17 protein-coding genes are annotated in these 17,750 nt (G+C 64.8%); 4 read left to right on the top strand and 13 right to left on the bottom strand.

Features of this window, described 5'->3' with window-relative positions:
• Window positions 1-10: 10 nt before the first annotated feature.
• From NLM15_RS09200 to NLM15_RS09185, 4 genes are all read left to right on the top strand, one after another.
• Window positions 11-880 carry an MBL fold metallo-hydrolase gene (locus tag NLM15_RS09200; RefSeq protein ID WP_254116618.1) on the top strand — a complete coding sequence of 290 codons (870 nt, stop codon included), beginning with the start codon at window positions 11-13 and terminating at the stop codon, window positions 878-880.
• Between the two features lie 11 nt (window positions 881-891).
• A complete protein-coding gene (locus tag NLM15_RS09195) occupies window positions 892-1,860 on the top strand; it encodes a tripartite tricarboxylate transporter substrate binding protein (RefSeq protein ID WP_254116617.1) in 969 nt (322 codons plus the stop codon).
• Between the two features lie 55 nt (window positions 1,861-1,915).
• Window positions 1,916-2,455, top strand: coding sequence for a VOC family protein (locus tag NLM15_RS09190; protein WP_254116616.1), 540 nt, complete (start codon window positions 1,916-1,918; stop codon window positions 2,453-2,455).
• A 99-nt stretch (window positions 2,456-2,554) separates the two neighbouring features.
• Complete coding sequence (locus NLM15_RS09185; protein WP_254116615.1) at window positions 2,555-3,367, top strand: class I SAM-dependent methyltransferase; 813 nt, start codon at window positions 2,555-2,557, stop codon at window positions 3,365-3,367.
• Between the two features lie 24 nt (window positions 3,368-3,391).
• Here the strand turns inward: NLM15_RS09185 and NLM15_RS09180 are convergent, their stop codons facing one another.
• From NLM15_RS09180 to NLM15_RS09120, 13 genes are all read right to left on the bottom strand, one after another.
• The gene (locus NLM15_RS09180) at window positions 3,392-4,957 is read right to left on the bottom strand and encodes a L,D-transpeptidase (protein WP_254116614.1); all 1,566 of its coding nucleotides are present in this window, start codon (window positions 4,955-4,957) and stop codon (window positions 3,392-3,394) included.
• 224 nt (window positions 4,958-5,181) lie between these two features.
• Window positions 5,182-5,400: a hypothetical protein gene (locus NLM15_RS09175; RefSeq protein ID WP_254116613.1), complete on the bottom strand. Its 219-nt coding sequence runs from the start codon at window positions 5,398-5,400 to the stop codon at window positions 5,182-5,184.
• A gap of 106 nt (window positions 5,401-5,506) precedes the next feature.
• The gene (locus NLM15_RS09170; RefSeq protein WP_254116612.1) at window positions 5,507-6,700 is read right to left on the bottom strand and encodes a CaiB/BaiF CoA-transferase family protein; all 1,194 of its coding nucleotides are present in this window, start codon (window positions 6,698-6,700) and stop codon (window positions 5,507-5,509) included.
• Window positions 6,701-6,791: 91 nt separating this feature from the next.
• Window positions 6,792-8,006 (bottom strand): ABC transporter substrate-binding protein, encoded by a 1,215-nt coding sequence (locus tag NLM15_RS09165; protein ID WP_254116611.1) that lies wholly within the window; start codon window positions 8,004-8,006, stop codon window positions 6,792-6,794.
• Window positions 8,007-8,221: 215 nt separating this feature from the next.
• Window positions 8,222-8,917, bottom strand: a complete 696-nt coding sequence (locus NLM15_RS09160; RefSeq protein WP_014497636.1) for an ABC transporter ATP-binding protein — start codon at window positions 8,915-8,917, stop codon at window positions 8,222-8,224.
• Entirely contained in the window at window positions 8,917-9,678 is a 762-nt protein-coding gene (locus tag NLM15_RS09155; protein WP_254116610.1) for an ABC transporter ATP-binding protein, read from the bottom strand. The genes NLM15_RS09160 and NLM15_RS09155 overlap by 1 nt, the downstream gene beginning before the upstream one ends.
• Complete coding sequence (locus tag NLM15_RS09150) at window positions 9,675-10,967, bottom strand: branched-chain amino acid ABC transporter permease (protein ID WP_254116609.1); 1,293 nt, start codon at window positions 10,965-10,967, stop codon at window positions 9,675-9,677. The genes NLM15_RS09155 and NLM15_RS09150 overlap by 4 nt, the downstream gene beginning before the upstream one ends.
• Window positions 10,964-11,911 (bottom strand): branched-chain amino acid ABC transporter permease, encoded by a 948-nt coding sequence (locus tag NLM15_RS09145; RefSeq protein WP_254116608.1) that lies wholly within the window; start codon window positions 11,909-11,911, stop codon window positions 10,964-10,966. The genes NLM15_RS09150 and NLM15_RS09145 overlap by 4 nt, the downstream gene beginning before the upstream one ends.
• A gap of 120 nt (window positions 11,912-12,031) precedes the next feature.
• Window positions 12,032-13,264: a branched-chain amino acid ABC transporter substrate-binding protein gene (locus NLM15_RS09140; RefSeq protein WP_254116607.1), complete on the bottom strand. Its 1,233-nt coding sequence runs from the start codon at window positions 13,262-13,264 to the stop codon at window positions 12,032-12,034.
• Window positions 13,265-13,509: 245 nt separating this feature from the next.
• Window positions 13,510-14,634: a mandelate racemase/muconate lactonizing enzyme family protein gene (locus NLM15_RS09135; RefSeq protein ID WP_254116606.1), complete on the bottom strand. Its 1,125-nt coding sequence runs from the start codon at window positions 14,632-14,634 to the stop codon at window positions 13,510-13,512.
• A gap of 48 nt (window positions 14,635-14,682) precedes the next feature.
• Entirely contained in the window at window positions 14,683-15,720 is a 1,038-nt protein-coding gene (locus NLM15_RS09130; protein ID WP_254116605.1) for a tagatose 1,6-diphosphate aldolase, read from the bottom strand.
• Entirely contained in the window at window positions 15,717-16,676 is a 960-nt protein-coding gene (locus NLM15_RS09125) for a PfkB family carbohydrate kinase (RefSeq protein WP_254116604.1), read from the bottom strand. The genes NLM15_RS09130 and NLM15_RS09125 overlap by 4 nt, the downstream gene beginning before the upstream one ends.
• On the bottom strand, window positions 16,673-17,746 hold the full coding sequence (locus NLM15_RS09120; protein WP_254116603.1) for an ABC transporter ATP-binding protein: 1,074 nt from the start codon (window positions 17,744-17,746) through the stop codon (window positions 16,673-16,675). Before NLM15_RS09120 ends, NLM15_RS09125 begins: the two co-directional genes overlap by 4 nt.
• Window positions 17,747-17,750: the final 4 nt, after the last annotated feature.

Here is a 17,750-nt window from a genome sequence, read left to right as displayed (position 1 = left end):
GATCGGCAGCATGCGGGTGGATCTCGTCAGCGAGATCGCTTCGCTTGCGTTCGACAAGACCTGGCTGTTCGCCAACGTCACCGACGAGGTGATCGCGGAGAACCGCAGCTGGCTCGATCACCGCTATATCGAGCCGGAGACCGGCCGCTTCATCCTCAGCCACCACTCCTATCTCGTTCGCACGCCGCGCTGGACCGCCATCGTCGACACCTGTTGCGGCAATCACAAGAAGCGGCCGCGGGTGCCGGCGTGGAATGACCTCAACCAGCCTTACCTTGAGAACATGCAGGCGCTCGGCGTCACGCCTGAAGAGGTCGACTTCGTGATGTGCACGCATCTGCACGTCGATCACGTCGGCTGGAATACGCGGCTCGTGGACGGCCGCTGGGTACCGACCTTCCCCAACGCGCGCTATTTGATGGGCCGCGCCGAATATCGCCACTTCGAAGCCGCGCACAATGCCGCGCCGAAGAGTCCCGTGAACCACGGCTCGTTCGAGGATTCCGTGCTGCCGGTGGTCGCCGCGGGCCAGGCTGAACTGGTCGAGACCGATCACCGCCTGTTTAGCGAGCGCGATGCGGCCTTGCGATTCGCGCCGGCACCAGGCCACACCGCCGGCAACATGCAGATCCATCTCAACGGCGGCCATGATCACGCGGTGATGTCGGGCGACGTCATCCATCATCCCATCCAGTGCGCCGCGCCGTGGCTGTCGAATGCCGCCGATGTCGATCCGGCCGCGGCGGTCGCAACGCGAATGGCGCTTCTGGAAGAGCTTGCCGATACGCCAAGCTATCTGCTCACCGGTCATTTTCCAGCACCGACCGCGGGTCGCGTTGTCAGGCACGGCGATGCCTACAGATTTCGTTTCGAAGATTAGGGAATTCCATCATGATGCTGCGCACCGTCACGCTTTCATTTCTCGCATTGCTGTCGGCGGGGCTGCCGTCGCGCGCCGAGGATCCCGCCGCCTATCCTACGCACAAGATCAAGATGCTGCTGCCTTACGCGGCTGGCGGCGGCGGCGACGTGGTCGGGCGGCTGCTCGCCGACAAGATGGGCAAGACGCTGGGACAGAGCATCTATATCGAGAACCACACGGGTGCCGCCGGCACACTCGGCACGCAGATGGTCGCGACATCAGCGAATGACGGCTACACCATCACGGTCGGCGGCATGACCACGCATGTGCTGGCGCCTGCGATCTATCCAAAGCTGGCCTACGACCCGATCAAGGATTTCACGACCATCGGCCGCGTCGGGACGTCCTCGATCATGCTGGTGGCAACCAAGGACTTTCCCGCCAATGACATCAAGAGCCTGATCGCGCTGGCCAGGAAGGGCGAACCGATCCAGTACGGCAGCTGGGGCGTCGGCTCGACCGGCCAATTCTGCGCGGAAATCCTGATGCAGCAGACCGGCATCAAGATGGAGCATGTGCCGTTCAACGGCATTGCAAAGCTTGCGGGCGACCTGCTCGGCGGCCACATTTCGCTGGCGACGCTCGACATGGCGACCGCGACGCCGCTCGTCAAGGACGGCTCGATCAAGGCGCTGGCCGCCTGTGGCGAGCGCTCGCCGAGCCTGCCTGAGGTCGCGACCTACAAGGAACAGGGCGTGGCGTTCGACCGCAGCCTGTCATGGGCGATGTATGCGCCGGCGGGACTCGCACCGCCGGTCGCGCAAAAACTGTCCGCGGCGCTGAAGGACGCGCTCGGCGATGCCGAGGTGAAGCAGAAGCTGCTGGGGCTCGGCATCACGCCGCAATTCGTGCCCGGCGACGAGCAGCGTGACATCAACGCCCGGGACATCGCGGCCTGGAAGCAGGTTGCCAAGGACGCAGGCATTGAGGTGAAGTGAAGTGAAGTGAAGTGAATCGAGGTCAAGTGGGCAAGATGAGTAAGGGAGCGCGGGCATGAGCCGCATCTTCGGCGCGGTGCGCCAGAACGGATATGTGGTGCGGGACATCCAGGCCGCGATGACGCACTGGATCGATGTGATGGGCGTCGGTCCCTGGTACTACATGGACCGCGTCAAGACCGACTGGTTCCGCCATCGCGGCCAGGATTCCGCGGTCGAGATGAGCATTGCGCTGGCCAATTCCGGCGATCTCCAGATCGAGCTGATCCAGCAGCGCAACGACGCGCCCTCGCTGTACAAGGAGTTTCTGGACGCCGGCCACGAAGGCCTGCAGCACATGTCCTATTGGAGCCACGACTACCAGGCGCTCTACGACAGAGCGATCGGGCTCGGCTACAAGGTCGGCCATGAGGGCCAGATCGGCGGCGACAAGGGGCGCTTTGCCTATTTCGACACGCAGGCGCATCCAGGAACCATCGTCGAGATCTCCGACATCAGCGGCACCAAGGGGCCGTTCTTCGAGAAGGTCCGGCAGGCGGCGATGAACTGGGACGGCACGCGAGCGATCCGCGAGGTCGGCGGCGCGAAACCTTAAATCCGATCGCTGGATTGCGACCGGAACAAGCTGCCGGTGCGGTGAGACTGCGATCCATGGTAGCATGAGCCTCGTGTCCGAACCTTCAGCGAGGCAAGCATGTCTAGCACTGACAAGGTTTTCGCCGGCTCGATCCCGAAGCTCTACGACGAATATCTGGTGCCGATGATCTTCTCCGTCTATGCGGAGGACATCGCAAGGCGCGTCGCCGCGCGAGCCCCCTCCACGCTGCTCGAGATCGCAGCCGGCACCGGCGCCGTCACGCGCGCCGTGGCGGCGGCGTTGCCGCGCGGCGTCCGTTACGTCGCGACCGACCTCAACGAGCCGATGCTTGCAGTCGCCGCGCAGCGTCAGGTGGGTGACGATCGCATCAGCTGGCGCCAGGCGGATGCAATGGCGCTGCCGTTCGGCGACGCCGAGTTCGACTTGGTCTGCTGCCAGTTCGGCGCGATGTTCTTTCCGGACCGTGTCAAAGCTTACGAGGAGGTGAAGCGCGTCCTGAAGGACGGCGGCACGTTCGTGTTCAACGTCTGGGATCGCATCGAGGACAATGTGCTCTCGCAAGAAGCGACTGCCGCGCTCGGCAAGATGTTTCCCGACGATCCCCCGCGCTTCATGATCCGGACGCCGCACGGCTATCACGACAAGGCCGTCATCAGCGCCGACCTCGAACGTGCGGGCTTCCGCGACATCGCGATCGAAACGCGATCCGAAATCAGCCGCGCGCCGTCGGCCGAGTACGTCGCGATCGCGCTCTGCCAGGGCACGCCGCTGCGCAGCGAGATCGAGGCCAGGGATGCCAGCAAGCTTCAGGCTGCAACCGACTTCGTTGCCGAGGCGCTCCGAACGCGCCACGGATCCGGTGCGGTCGAGGGCAAGATCCAGGCTATCGTGATCGAAGCCCGCCGGTAATTGCGGGCCCCGGTCTGCCGCGCCTTACCAAAAACTCCGCTGCATCGGTTGCGCCGGCTGATAATACTGGTACTGGCCGCGCCGGCGCGGATTGACGGGCTGCGGATATTGATCGCGCTGCTGGAAGAAGAAGCCGAAGCCGTTGCCGCCATTGGCCCAGCTGTCGTCGCTGGCAACGTCCATGGGAGGCGGCGCGGTCGGCTTGCGCGTGATGAAGCCGCCCTGCGGATGATTGCTCAGCACCGCGACGAACTCGGTGCGGTAGTTGGTCTCGGCGCTCAACGGCTCGTCCGAGATGATGATGGACGAGCGCGGCAATGCGGTCGGCCCGATGCGATCCCAAACGTCCCGCGGGATGGTGATGCGGTCGAGCGCGTCCTTGGCGTCGTCGCCGCTTTCGATCGTGACCACGCTCCAGCGCAGGCCGGTATCGGTCTTCGCCATCGCGGTGAAGATGTGCGTGCCGAGCGGCTGGTCGGGATTGCGGATCGTGACGGGGACCTCGATGCTGGTGTCGAACACCTCGCCGCCGCCATCCGGCGCCGGCTTGTGCGTGTTCCGCCGCACATAGAGCTTCTGCGTCGCGCGGCTGATGTAGACCGAGACCGGCTCGAGCGCGAGCTTGGCGTCGGTCGCAGCCGTCACCGCATCGGCCTTCCTGGTTGCCGCGACCTTCGCGGCTTCTTTCGTGGCAGCGACGGCGTCGCGCTTCGGCTGCGCGGCGGCCTTGGCGGCATCGAGCGCCGATGCTGCGTCTGCGGCCTTGGTGGCAACCTTCTGCTTCAACTCCTCGGCCTGTGCCCGCGCCTGATCGGTCTTTGCACCTGCGACCTTCTTGTCCGCGAAGGCGAGCTCGGCATCGGCCTTGGCCTTCTGCTGTTCCAGCTTGCGCAGCGACGCGGGAAGCGACGCGGCCTCCTTCGCGGCTGCGGCCGCAGCTTTCTTGGCTTCGGCGGCGGCCTGGGTCGCCTCCTCGGCTTCGGCAGAGAGCTTGTCGGCCCGGCTCGGCACTGCCGCGATGGCCTCGCGCTTCGGCACGAACAACGAGGGATGAGTGAAATCGATCGGAGCCGCGTCGTTCGGGGAGATGATCACCCGCATTCCGATGTTCGTCTTGTCGAACAGGCCCTCGGCGAAATTGAAGGGCATGCGCACGCAGCCGTGCGAGGCGGCATAGCCGGGCAGCGGCCCGCCATGCAGCGCGATGCCGTTCCAGGTGATGCGCTGCATGTTCGGCATCCAGGCATCGTCATACATGGTCGAGCGGTGGTCCTTGTCCTTCTCGACGATGGCGAAGACGCCGGCCGGCGTCTCTCGGCCCGTGGTACCGGTGGAGACCGGCGCGCGCAGGATCCAGCCGTCGGCATCGTAGAAGGTGACCTGCTGGCTCTTGATCGACACGATCGCCATGATCGGTTCACCGGCCTCGCGCGGCGCCACCGCCTCGACCGGCTGGCGCGCCTGCTTGGCCGCCTCGGCGCTGCCGGTCAGCGCCGTCAGGGCGGCGACCGCAGCCAGCGCAACGAGTCCGGGAGGCCGCCAACGCCGCATCGCCGTGGTGGATTGCGCCGTCGTCATCAGGTCTTTCATGCCATACCCCGGTCCAGTACCAGTCCGCGCCTTAAGTCTGAGATTGCGATCTCTGGATTAAGAAATCGCAGCCACCTTGCGTTCCGTATCCGGCAATATTCAGTCCGGTCCGGCGGCAAATCTCTCATATACGACGGCTTGGAAAGGCGGAAGATGGCCCGGAGCCGGGGCTGGTCCGGAGCTGGCGGCGAATCGCTGCGGCAGAATGTCCGGTTTTGGCGCCGCTAACAGGTCCGACGCCCGATCAGCCGCGTCATTGCAGCGCCGAACACGCCGAATAACGCAAAGGCCATGAGGGGCAGAGCCCGCAAGGCAGCCTGCCCGACCGGGTCATGCTCCCTCACGAGCAACACTGCGAACACTGTGAGGCTGAGGAGGACACAGATGAGAGCGGCGGCAAGACCCAGCTTGCGCAAAACGAAGGCAAGATCGGTCGTGGCCATGATCGAATCCGGGCTTTGATGAACAACCCCATACTAGACCTGCTCGAAGCAGCAGGATGTGACCGTCATCACAGAGATGTGTGACGGTCCCTGAGCACCGACCGGCTCAAGGGGCGACACCAACCGCCTTGCTGTCGACGAACGCCTGGATTTCGGCCTCGCTCAGGCCGGCCTCGCGGAGCACCTCGCGCGAGTGCTCGCCGAGGCGCGGCGCCATGCGATGGATACCGGCCGGGCTTTCCGAGAACTTCGTCGCGGGCCGCGCCTGCCGGATCCGTCCTTCGGTAGGATGATCGATATCCGCAAACAGCCCGACCGCCGCAAGATGCGGCTGCTCACCGATCTCGGTGAGCCGGGCAAAGGCGGTGTGCGGCACGTCCAGCCCCAGCAACAGCTCTTCCCACTCCGCCGTGGTGCGGGTCGGGCCGATCTCGCTCATGCGGTCGTAGATCTTGTCGATGTTTTGCGAGCGCAGCACCGGATCGCGCACGCCGAGCTCGTCGCTCAGTTCGGGGCGGCCGACGGCCTCGAAGAAGGCGCACCAATTGTCCCCGGAATAAGGCAGCATCGTCAGCCAGCCGTCCTTGGTCTGCACCGGGCGCCGGTTCTTCATCCGCTTGTAGCCGGTCGGGCCGATCGGCGGATCGAAGGCGTGCCCGCCCAGCATCTCGATGCTGTTGAAGCCCGCGATCGTCTCCAGCATCGGCACCTCGACCATCTGGCCCTGCCCGGTTCGCTCGCGCCGGAACAGAGCCGCGGACACCGCGCCGACCATCGCCATGGCGCAGATCTTGTCGCCGACGAGGCTCGGGATGAATTCCGGCTCCTCGTCCGATCCGATCGAGGACGCCAGGCCTGACGCGGCCTGGATGATCTCGTCGAAGGCGGGGCGCGCCGCCCACGGGCCGTCCTGGCCGAAGCCGGTCGCGGCAGCATAGATCAGCCGCGGGTTGAGTTTTGCGCAGGCTTCATAGCCGAAGCCGAGCCGCGCCATCGCCGCAGGCCGCACATTGGTGACGAGCGCATCGACCGTCGGGATCAGCCTGGCCAGCGCGGCCTTGCCGTCCGGATGCTTCAGATCGAGCGCCAGGCTGCGCTTGTTGCGGTTGACCGCCATGAATTGGCCGCTCATGCCGCGATTCCGGAACACGCCGGTATAACGCCAGGTGTCGCCGGCGGGCGGCTCGACCTTGATGACATCGGCGCCCCAGTCACCGAGCATCTGCGCGGCATAGGGACCGAACAGCACGCTCGTCAGATCGAGAACGCGGATACCGCTGAGGGGGCCGGTCGCTGTCATCGTCTTTTCACTGTGGCTGGAGGAAGGTCGAGTGGGGCAATTGCAAGCGGGCAAGGCTGATGCCCTGCCCGCCTGTCACGAGACGTCGATCCTATTCGCCGAGCACGTCGCCGAACAGCTCCCAGGACTTGCCGTTGAACCGCGCCATCTGCAACTGACGGATCGGCGTCACCTGTTCGGCCGAAGTGTTCAGCTTGATGCCCGGCAGCAGCATCGGCAGCTCGATGTCCTTGAAGGATTGCGTCTGCTTCATCAGGTTCGCGCGGGTCAAATCGTTGCCGGCGCGCTGCAGCACCAGCTCCATGATCTGCGCCATGGTGTAGCCGGTGACGTTGAAGACGTCGGCGGGATCGGCGCCTGAATTGTAGGTCTTCATCCATTCACGCCAGGCCTTCATGCCGGCATCATTCTCCCAGCGCGGATCGCCGGGGTCCTTCTGGAAGGCGCCAGTGACGATGCCGACGGAATTGTCGAGCCCGGCCGGCACCAGCACGGAGCCGACCGAGTTGGAGACGGCGGGAAGGATGATCTGCGGCTTCCAGCCGAGCTCGGCGATTTTCTTGATCGCTTGCGCCGCGAATTTCGGCGTGCACTCATTGAAGACGACGTCGGCGCCGGCGGCCTTGAACTTGACGATCTGGGAATCCACGGTCGGATCCGACGTCTCGTAGGTGGCCTCCGACACGATCTGGTTGACGTGCTCGCCGAGGCCTTCTTTGAAGCCGGCGAGATAGTCGCGGCCCGGATCTTCGTTTGGCGTGATGACGGCGATCTTGGCATTCGGCTTGTTCGCCAGAATCCACTTGGCGTAGATGCGTCCCTCGGTCCGGTAGGTCGGCTGCGAACCCGTCGTCCAGGGGAAATGCTGCGGATCGTTCCAGCGGCTGGCGCCGCTCGACGGGAACAGCTGCGGGATCTTCTTGGCGTTGAGATATTTCTGCGCCGCGATATTCGGGCCGGTGCCGAGCATCGAGAACATCGCCAGCACCTCGTCGCTCTCGGCGAGGCGCCTGACCTGCTCGACCGTCTTCGACGGCGAATAGCCGTCGTCCATGCTGAGCAGCTCGACCTTGCGGCCGTTGATGCCGCCCTTGTCGTTGAGCATCTTGAAATAGGCGATCTCGGCGCGGCCGATCGCGGAATAGGCGGAGGCCGGTCCCGAATAGGGCATGGTCTGCCCGAGCTTGATGCTCGTATCGGTCGCGCCGGTGTCGTAATTTCCGGCGCGTGCGGCCGAAGCAGCCCCCACGATTGCCAATAGAGCGACAGCTCCACGGACCAGCTGTTTTCCCGGCATGCTCGGCATCTCCTTCCCAGGCAAGACGCATCGACGCGCGAGCTCACAGGCTGCCGCCGGCGCCCTCCACTTTCTTCTTGGTTTTCATCGGCCGCATCGATGGCGATGCCGGCGAGTGCGACGATACCTTGATTATGAAGCGTGAGATGTAGCGAAGAATTCAGATGCGTATGCGCAGCTTGCAGCCGTTCAGTTTTACGGCGCGTCACACGACAAAGTGAGCGTCAGACCTCGAGCCATTCCTGTCGCACGGCGGCATTGGCCTTCAGCTCGTCGGGCGTTCCCTCGAACACGACGCGGCCATGCCCCATGATGTAGACGCGCTTGGAGATGCGCATCGCGATCGACAGCTTCTGCTCGACCAGCAGGATCGCAACGCCGGCCTGCGCGATGCGGGCGATGAGATCGCCGACCTGCTGCACGATCAGCGGCGCCAGGCCTTCGGTCGGCTCGTCGATCATGATGAGATCGGGGTCGCCCATCAACGTCCGGCAGGTCGTGAGCATCTGTTTCTCGCCGCCGGACAGAACGCCCGCGGCCGTATCGGCGCGCGCGGCGAGATTGGGGAACATGTCGAGCATGTCCTGCAGCCGCCATTTGCCGGGGCGGCGCGTGTCCTTGACGCCGAGCAGGAGGTTCTGGCGAACCGTCAGGCTCGGGAAGATGTCGCGATGCTCGGGCACATAGCCGAGGCCAAGGCGCGCGATCTTGTAGCTGGGCAGGCCGGCGATGTCCTTGCCCTTGAAGCGGATCGTGCCTTGCGGGGCGACCTCGCCCATGATCGCCTTGACCGTGGTGGAGCGGCCGACACCGTTGCGGCCGAGCAGGCTCACGACCTCACCCGCGGCGACATCGAGGTCGACGCCCTGAAGGATGTGGCTCTTGCCGTAATAGGCGTGGAGATCCCTGACCTCGAGCATCAGTGCGCTTCCTCGCCGAGATAGGCTTCCTTGACCTTCGGATCGCGCCGGATCTCTTCCGGCGTGCCCGATGCGATGATGTGGCCGTAAACGAGAACCGAGATGCGGTCGGCAAGGCCGAACACGACGCTCATGTCGTGCTCGACGATGACGAGGGTCTTGCCCTCGGTCAGCCGCCGGATCAGCGCCACCGCGCGGTCGGTTTCGGCGTGGCTCATGCCGGCGGTCGGCTCGTCCAGCATGACGACGGTCGCCCCGCTCGCGATGGTGATGCCGATCTCGAGCTCGCGCTGCTCGGCGTAGGTCAGAAGTCCCGCCGGAACGTCGCGCCGATGCGTCAGATGGATGTCATCGAGGATCTGCGCCGTGCGTTCGCGCACCTCCGGCAGGCTGTCGACGTTCTTCCAGAAGGCGTAGCGATGTCCCGTCGCCCACAGCACGGCACAGCGGACGTTCTCCCAGACCGACATGCGGGCGAACACGTTGGTGACCTGGAACGAGCGCGACAGGCCGCGCCGGTTGATCTCGAACGGCCGCAGACCCGAGATCACATCGCCGTTCAGCTTCACCTCGCCCGAGGTCGGCTGGATGTGGCCGCTGATCAGGTTGAACGTCGTGGATTTTCCGGCGCCATTCGGACCGATGACGGCGTGACGCTCGCCTTTGGTGACGCTGAGATTGAGGTCACGGATGATGCCGACATTGCCGAAGCGCTTTTCGACGGCGCGGACTTCGATGGCTGTGGCCTTGGCTTCGCTCATGCCAGATACCCCCGGTCACGGGCGACAGTCGCAGCCCTGTCCCACGCGTCCGCAATCCGCCGCCAAGTCATCCGCGCGACGAACGCGCCGCCGACCACGAGGACCGCGGCAGAAATCCATGTCACCGGCGATTTCGGGTTGAAGGGAATGCCAAACAGGTTGATGGCTTCGCCGCCGGAATAGCGCGCGACCGTCTCGATGGTCAGGATGACGCCGCAGGCGAGCGCCACGGTCGGCACAACAGCGACGAGATAGGACGGGATCACGGTCCACAACGTTCCCGCGCGAACCAGCGGCCGGTGCATCATCAGCAGGCCGGCGATGCCGCCGGGCGAGAACATCACGATTCCGATGAAGATGATGCCGAAATAGAGCTGCCAGACGCTGGTGACGCTGGTCAGCCCGAGCTGGAGATAGGTGACGAGGATCGCGCCGAGGATCGGGCCGAAGAAATAGGCGGTGCCGCCGATGAAGGTGGAGAACAGCACGAGGCCGGACTGGATCGCGCCGAGATAGGCGGAGTTCGCGATCTCGAAATTGATCGCGGCGAGGCCACCGGCGACGCCGGCGAAGAACCCGGCAAAGCAGAAGGCGAGATAGCGGACCACGTGAGGATCGTAGCCGATGAACTGGACGCGCTCGGGATTGTCGCGGACCGCGTTGCTGATCCGCCCGAGCGGCGTCCGCGTCAGCGCGTACATCGCGATCGCCGACAGCACCAGCCAGAACGCGATCAAATAGTACACCTGAAGCTGCGGCCCGAACGACCAGCCGAACATCTTGGGCAGCGCGGTGCGATCTGTGGTGATGCCGGCTTCGCCGCCGAACACCGAACGCAGGATCAGCGAGGACGACGCCACCAATTCGCCGATGCCGAGCGAGATCATCGCAAACACGGTGCCGGCGCGCTTGGTCATGACCCAGCCGATGATGATCGCGAAAACCAGACCACCGATCCCGCCGAACAGCGGGATGAACGGCAGCGGGATCGGCCAGCCGTGCGAGACCACGGCGTTCATCATGTGACAGGCCGCGAAGCCGCCGAGACCGTAGTGCACGGCGTGGCCGAACGACAACAGGCCGGTCTGGCCGAGCAGGATATTGTAGGAGAGCGCGAAGACGATCGCGATGCCGATCAGGCTGAACGACGTCAGCGAGCCGCCGGAGGAGAAGATCATCGGCAGGACGATCAGCGCGGCGATCCCCATCAGCCAGACACCATAGAAGCGCAGGCTGCCGCCGGCGGGCGTCGCGGTGTCCTTCGATGCCGAACTCTTTACAGTCGTCATGACTCGCGCGTCCCCATCAGGCCCATGGGGCGAACGATCAGAATGAGCACCAGCAGCATATAGGGAACGATCGGCGCGACCTGCGCGATCGTGACATTCCAGATGTCGGTGAGCACGGACGGCCCCGCCGACGGATCGAGCGGTCCGAATGCACTCGCCAGCGAGCCGTTCAGCGCCACCGCAAAGGTCTGCACCAGGCCGATGACCAGCGAGGCGATGAAAGCGCCGGGCAAGGAGCCGAGGCCGCCGAACACGATGACGACGAACAGGATGGGACCGAGTGCCGCGGCCATGTCCGACTGCGTCACCAGGGCCGGACCGGCAATGACGCCGGCAATGCCGGCGAGCGCGCTGCCGACGCCGAACACCACCATGAACACGCGCCCGACATTGTGGCCGAGATGCCCGACCATGTGCGGATGCGTCAACGCCGCCTGCACGATCAGGCCGACGCGGGTGCGCTTGAGCACGATCAGGAGCGCGACGAAGATCACGACCGACACGGCCAGCATGAAGATCTTGTAGGCGGGATAGTTGGTCGAGAAGATCGTGAAGGCCGGGAAGTCGAGCAGCGCCGGGACGCGGTAGTCGACCGGGCTCTTGCCCCAGATCATCGAGACGATTTCCTCGATCGCAAACGCCAGACCAAACGTCAGCAGCAATTCAGCGACATGGCCGTGCTTATGGGTGTTGCGCAGGCCGTAGCGCTCCACCGCCATGCCGATCGCACCGACCAGCAGCGGCGCGAGCACCAGCGCCGGCCAGAAGCCGATCCACTTGGTGAGCTGGAAGCCGAAGAACGCGCCGAGCATGTAGAAGCTGGCATGGGCGAAGTTGAGCACGCCCATCATGCTGAAGATGACGGTCAGCCCGCTCGACAGCAGGAACAGCAGCATGCCGAACAGCACACCGTTCAGGGTCGAAATGACAATGAGTTCAAGCACAGCGCACTCGTCTCCGGCCGGGGCCTAATGGCCCCGGGTGAACATCGTCCAATCAAACGTCGTCCGGCCGCCATTTTCCCGCGACCGATGGCGGCCGCGGGAAAACGACGGATGTCGTGATTACGGCCGCACCATCTTGCAGGTCGTGGAGACCATGGCCTGCGGCGTGTCGACCTTCGAGACCAGGTGCCAGCCCCAACCGGTGTTCTCCTCGTCGAACGGCTCGTTGGCGGCGAGCTTACCGAAGGAGGAGATGTAGATCGGCTGGAAGAACTGGTGGTCGTCCTTGCGCATCAGACCCTGGCCGCCGTCGAGAACCTCGAACTTCAGATCCTCAAGCGCCGCCGCCACCTTCACGGGTTCGATCGAATTGGCCTTCTCGGCCGCGGCCTTGAACATGCGCATCTCGTTGACCGCACGCGGATACCAAAGCGACATGTTGGCCTTGGCGCGGAAGGACTTCTCGAAGTCCATCGCGGCCTGGTTGCCCGAATTGGCGAAGCCCTCGGTGATCTGGAAGACCTGGTGATCGAGACCGGTCTGCTTGATCGCGGTCGGACCGCCGGCGCCACCCGCATAATAGGTGTACCAGTTGACCTTCAGACCGGCATCCGCGGCGGCCTTGAGCAGCAGCGCGATGTCCTGGCCCCAATTGCCGGTGACGACGCTGTCGGCGCCGGACGCCTTGATCTTGGCGATGTAGGGCGAGAAGTCGGTGACCTTGAGCAGCGGGTGCAGCTCGTCGCCGACGATCTGGATGTCGGGGCGCTTGGCGCCGAGCATCTTGCGCGCATCGGTGCGGACGGACTGACCGAACGAATAGTCCTGGTTGATCAGATACACCTTCTTGATCGACGGGACGTCCTTCATGTAGCTGGTGAGCGCCTCCATCTTGATGTCCGAGCTCGCATCCCAGCGGAAATGCCAGAAGCTGCACTTCTCGTTGGTCAGGCTCGGATCGACGGCGGCGTAGTTGAAGTACAGGACTTCCTTGCCGGGATTGCGCGTGTTGTTCTTGGTGACGAAATCCGACAGCGCCGCGGCGACGGACGAGCCGTTGCCCTGCGTGATGTAGTGGACCCCGGCGTCGATCGCCTTCTGGGCCTGCACCAGGCTCTCCTGCGGATTGGTCTTGTTGTCGAGCGGAACGATCTCGATCTTCTTGCCAAGGATGCCGCCCTTGGCGTTGAGCTCGTCGGCCAGATACTGGAATGTCTTCAAACCACCTTCGCCGACGCTGGCGCCGCCGCCCGAGAGCGGATCGATATAGCCGATCTTGATGGTGTCCTCGGCCGACGCGGCATGACCGAGCATCGGGGCGATCACGGCAATGGCCAAAGTGAGCTTGCGCATAATTTCGTTTCCTCGCTGACTATCGACTTTAGTCGATGGGCTTTTTTGCGCATGTTGCAGCGCAATTTCAGCCCTCTAATGAGCAGAACGAACTTTGATTTTCAAGCGCAACAGGACATGGCTCGGGCCGCCGCTATGAAATGTGATGCGGCTGCCCATCGTCCCGGGAGCTTTCCGCGACAAGGAATAGAACGCAAGGGGAAACTCGCCGGCGCGGTGCGCGGCGACGCCGGTGTCGGAGCCGTCTACAGGCTGCGATAGTTCGCGATCCCTGTCAGGTCTGGCGTGAACCCGAGCCCCGGTTCCTCGCCGAGGATGATCGTACCATCAGTGACATTGGCAACGGCACCGCAGAACCGATCGCGCAGCGGATTGTCGTTGGCGTCGACCTCGAGCCAGCCGTCGCCGCCGATGCCGGCGAGCAGATGCGCCGAGGCCAGCAGTCCGATGCCGCCGCCGAGATAATGCGGGCAGAACGTCTTGCCCGATTTCAGAATGTCGCGCGCGATTGCGGCGCAGGCGCTGAGCCCGCCCCATTTCGCGATGTCGGGCTGGACCACGCCGAGCACGTCTTCTGCGAGGACCTCCTTGAAGTCTTCCAAGCTGGAAATGTTCTCACCGGCGGCAATCGGCATCTTCGCGGCCGCGCGCAGCCTGCGCCATTCCTCGCGCGGCCGGTCGGCGCGGATCGGCTCCTCCAGCCAGCGCAAATCGAATGCGCCGAGGTGCGGCAGCATTTCCAGTGCCTGATCCACCGACCAGCCCTGATTGGCGTCGGTGGCGAGCATGCCCGTACCGACGATGGCGCGCAGCGCGGTCAGATTGGCGAGGTCAGTCTCGGCTCCGAAGCCGACCTTCAGCTTCAACGCGCGATGGCCGCGCTCGAGCGCGGCCATCGCCGTCTGCGCCGCGCCGCCGGGATTGATGCCGCTGGCATAGACCTTGATCCTGCGCGACTGCCCGCCGAGAAGCCGCCACAGCGGCTGGCGTTGGCGTCGTGCGGAGAGGTTCCACAGCGCGAGATCGATACCTGATATCGCCTGCGCAAACGGACCGGGCTCGCCGCATTGAAGGGCGAGGACCTCGGTGCCCTTCGTCAGAGCCTCGAAGGCCTGGCCGGGACCGTCGAACCTGCGCCCGACGAGGCCCGGCGCAAGCACCTCGTTGACGAGCCGGGCGCGATGCTCGGCACCCGGCGCTGGAAAGTTCGACCAGGCTTCGCCCCAGCCCTCGACGCCGTCTTCGTCGATCACGCGAACGAAGACGGCGGGACGGTTGAGCATCTTGCCGAACGAGGTCACCACCGGCGTTGCCAGCGGGTAGCGATAGCAGAACGCCTCGATCGAGCGGATGGTGAAGCTGTCGGTCATGTTGCAGATCCTGCGATCGGGATGAGACCACGCGGAACCGCTACCATCTCAATAGGCGCGCGCGAAGTCACCTTCCTGCTTGATATCGGTGAAGACGGGATAACGCGCTTTCCACGCCGTGCCCTTGGCCGTGGTCAGCTCGCTGAGCCGTTCCAGCACGTTGAGACCATCCTTGCGCAGGCTTGCTGACACCGCTGCGCGGTCCGGGAAGTTCTTCAGGACGGCATCGAGCCAGATGGTGCGACCCGCCAGGAAGCCGCTCGCGCCCGCGGCATAGGAGTAGTCGAGCACACGCTCGAATTTCTCCGGCGCAGCGCCGCCCGATAGCAGCACCCAAGGGATGTTGCGCGCGCGGCAAATATCGCCGATCGCATCGAACTCCTTCTGCGCGGCTTTCGCCTCCGCGCTGCCGTCGCGGGCCGGCAGGCTATTGGCCGCCAGCGGGCTCTCCAGCTTGAGAAGATCGACGTTGTATTCGGGCTTGGCAAACTCGCGCACGCTGTCGATCACGAGACCGGGCAGCTTGCCCGGCGATTCTACGTAGTCTGCGGTATGATTGGCGCTGCCGAGGAACGGATAGACCAGCAGCTCGAGCACATAGGGAATGTCGTGGCGGGCGCAGTCCTCGCCGATCTCGCGCACGAACTTCTTCTGATGCTCGTTCACCGCGGCATCGGCGTCAGGCCGGTACCAGGCCAGCACCTTGACGGCGTCGCCGCCCATGGCGCGGATCTTCTCCACGCTCCAGTTGGTGATGGCGCGCGACTTGCGGCCGCCCGCGGTCTCTTCGACGCGGTGCTCTTCCAGCGTCATGATCAGGCCGCAGCGCGGCGGCAGCAGATCGATCGCGGCAGGCACGGCGAAATTCGGATCGAACAGCATCGAGCTGCAATGCGGCGCAAGGTTTTCGACGAGGAGGCGCTTGGCCGCCGTGACGTCGGAATATTCGACCTGCTCCCGCGTGATGCCTCTTGCCTTCGCGATAGCATCGAACAGTGGCGGTCGCTGATCCAGCGCGACCATGCGAAAGTGGCCGTCCGCGTCAGCAAGCCTTGCCAGGCCGCGGTTCTTTCCAATCGTTCTCATGGCTTCGTCCTCATAAATACTAGACACTCGTTGATATCGGGGATTCCGTTGCGGCCGCCGGCGTGGCGGCATTTCATGGCGGCCGTGGCCGCCGAGAACGCCATCGCGGCGCGCACCTCCAAGCCGGCGCCGATCGCCAGCGCATAGGCGCCGTGGAAGACGTCGCCCGCGCCCGTGGTGTCGACGACATCGACGACATAGGCGGCCTGCCGGTGCAGCTGGCCGTCCTCGTACCAGCTCACGCCGCCCTCGCCGCGCGTGACGGCGATGACGCGACAGCCGAAGCGCGCGAGCGCGGCCAGAGATTTATCATCGGAGGAACCGGCAAAGGCGGCGAGCGCGGGCTCGGAGAAAATCGCGTGATCGGTCAGCGGCAGCAGCCGCTCGAACACTTCAGGTTCGGCCATGTCGCCATCAAGCACCGTCGGGATGCCGCGCGCCCGCGCCTCGCGGAACAGCGTCGCGGCGCCCTCGACCCAGCGCGGGTCGGCCAGCACGGACGATGCGCGGGCGACTGCTTCGAGCGGAAGCCAGTCCGCGGCTTCAGGATAAAGGCCGCGAAAGTTCACTATCTGCCGCTCGCCGTGGCTGTCGACGATGACGCCTGACACCGACGAGCGGCCATCCGGAAACAGCCGAAAGTTCTCGACATCGACGCCTTCAGCGGTGAAGGCCGACTTCATCTCATGCCCGGCGGCATCATTCCCTGCCCGCCCCCAGAACGCGACGGACGCGCCAAGCTTTGCCACCGCGACGCTCGCATTGGCGGCCATGCCGCCGCCGAGCGTGCCATAGCCGGTGGCCTTGATCTTCTCACTTCCACCCGCGAACGGCCGATCGACGCGCCAGACCTGGTCGAGCGCCGACAGCCCGAGGCAGATCACGCGCACGGGCCTTGCGCCGGACGCGACGTCGGCCAGCGCCGAGAGATCACCGATGTTCGCCGACGCGCTCACCGCAAAACCTGTCCGTTGGCGGCATCGAACAGATGCGTCTTGCCCGGCTGCGGACGGAGGCTGAGCCGATCGCCGACCTTCGGCCGCAGTGACGGATCGACCCGCGCGATGGCGGAGACGCCGGCGAGATCGAAATGAATCAGCGTGTCCGAACCGAGCGGCTCGACCAGCCTGACATTGATGGCGATGCCATCGGCGGCGTCGGGCGCGACGGCGAAATGCTCGGGGCGAATGCCCAGCACGGCGTCGCCGGCCTTGCTCAGGCGGGCTGCGGTCTCTCCGTCCAGCGGCACCAACGTTCCACCTTGCGAAAGGATCGCGCGCTCCTGGCGCCATTCGACCGGGAAGAAGTTCATCGCGGGCGAACCGATGAAGCCCGCGACGAACTGGTTGGCCGGCCGCTCATAGACCGTCTCCGGCGTGTCGTATTGCTGGATCGTGCCGCTCTGGAGCACCACGATCCGGTCGGCCATGGTCATGGCCTCGATCTGGTCGTGGGTCACGAAGACCATGGTGGTCTTCAGCTCCTGCGACAGCGCCTTGATCTCGGCGCGCACCTGCCCGCGCAGCTTGGCGTCGAGGTTGGAGAGCGGCTCGTCGAACAGGAACGCCTTGGGATTGCGCACGATGGCGCGGCCCATCGCGACGCGCTGGCGCTGGCCGCCGGAGAGCTCCTTCGGCTTTCGGTCCAGATAAGGCTCGATGTGCAGCAGAGCGGCGGCGCGCTTCACCCGCGCGTCGATCTCCGCCTTCGGCGTGCCCCGCAATTCCAGCGCAAACGACATGTTGTCGTAGACCCGCATGTGCGGATAGAGCGCGTAATCCTGGAACACCATGGCGATGTCGCGCTGCGCGGCCTGCACGCCGTTGACGCGCTTGTCGCCGATATAGAGATCGCCCGACGAGATCGGCTCGAGGCCCGCGATGATCCGCAGCAAGGTCGACTTGCCGCAGCCGGACGGGCCGACGAACACGACGAATTCGTGGTCCGCGATCTCCAGATTGAGATCGGGGATCACGGTGAAATTGCCGTAGCGTTTGGTGAGGTTGCGGATCGAGATCGAGGCCATGATC

Source organism: Bradyrhizobium sp. CCGB20, from assembly GCF_024199855.1.
In the GTDB taxonomy this organism is placed as follows: domain Bacteria; phylum Pseudomonadota; class Alphaproteobacteria; order Rhizobiales; family Xanthobacteraceae; genus Bradyrhizobium.
The sequence above is the reverse complement of the archived record's forward strand: the minus strand, read 5'-3'. Positions and strand labels throughout refer to the sequence as shown.

Excerpts from the sequence above, each read along its gene's own strand:
- NLM15_RS09200 (WP_254116618.1), top strand. The coding sequence starts at position 11 with ATGCGGGTGGATCTCGTCAGCGAGATCGCTTCGCTTGCGTTCGACAAG.
- NLM15_RS09195 (WP_254116617.1), top strand. The coding sequence starts at position 892 with ATGATGCTGCGCACCGTCACGCTTTCATTTCTCGCATTGCTGTCGGCG.
- NLM15_RS09190 (WP_254116616.1), top strand. The coding sequence starts at position 1,916 with ATGAGCCGCATCTTCGGCGCGGTGCGCCAGAACGGATATGTGGTGCGG.
- NLM15_RS09185 (WP_254116615.1), top strand. The coding sequence starts at position 2,555 with ATGTCTAGCACTGACAAGGTTTTCGCCGGCTCGATCCCGAAGCTCTAC.
- NLM15_RS09180 (WP_254116614.1), bottom strand. The coding sequence starts at position 4,957 with ATGAAAGACCTGATGACGACGGCGCAATCCACCACGGCGATGCGGCGT.
- NLM15_RS09175 (WP_254116613.1), bottom strand. The coding sequence starts at position 5,400 with ATGGCCACGACCGATCTTGCCTTCGTTTTGCGCAAGCTGGGTCTTGCC.
- NLM15_RS09170 (WP_254116612.1), bottom strand. The coding sequence starts at position 6,700 with ATGACAGCGACCGGCCCCCTCAGCGGTATCCGCGTTCTCGATCTGACG.
- NLM15_RS09165 (WP_254116611.1), bottom strand. The coding sequence starts at position 8,006 with ATGCCGAGCATGCCGGGAAAACAGCTGGTCCGTGGAGCTGTCGCTCTA.
- NLM15_RS09160 (WP_014497636.1), bottom strand. The coding sequence starts at position 8,917 with ATGCTCGAGGTCAGGGATCTCCACGCCTATTACGGCAAGAGCCACATC.
- NLM15_RS09155 (WP_254116610.1), bottom strand. The coding sequence starts at position 9,678 with ATGAGCGAAGCCAAGGCCACAGCCATCGAAGTCCGCGCCGTCGAAAAG.
- NLM15_RS09150 (WP_254116609.1), bottom strand. The coding sequence starts at position 10,967 with ATGACGACTGTAAAGAGTTCGGCATCGAAGGACACCGCGACGCCCGCC.
- NLM15_RS09140 (WP_254116607.1), bottom strand. The coding sequence starts at position 13,264 with ATGCGCAAGCTCACTTTGGCCATTGCCGTGATCGCCCCGATGCTCGGT.
- NLM15_RS09135 (WP_254116606.1), bottom strand. The coding sequence starts at position 14,634 with ATGACCGACAGCTTCACCATCCGCTCGATCGAGGCGTTCTGCTATCGC.
- NLM15_RS09130 (WP_254116605.1), bottom strand. The coding sequence starts at position 15,720 with ATGAGAACGATTGGAAAGAACCGCGGCCTGGCAAGGCTTGCTGACGCG.
- NLM15_RS09120 (WP_254116603.1), bottom strand. The coding sequence starts at position 17,746 with ATGGCCTCGATCTCGATCCGCAACCTCACCAAACGCTACGGCAATTTC.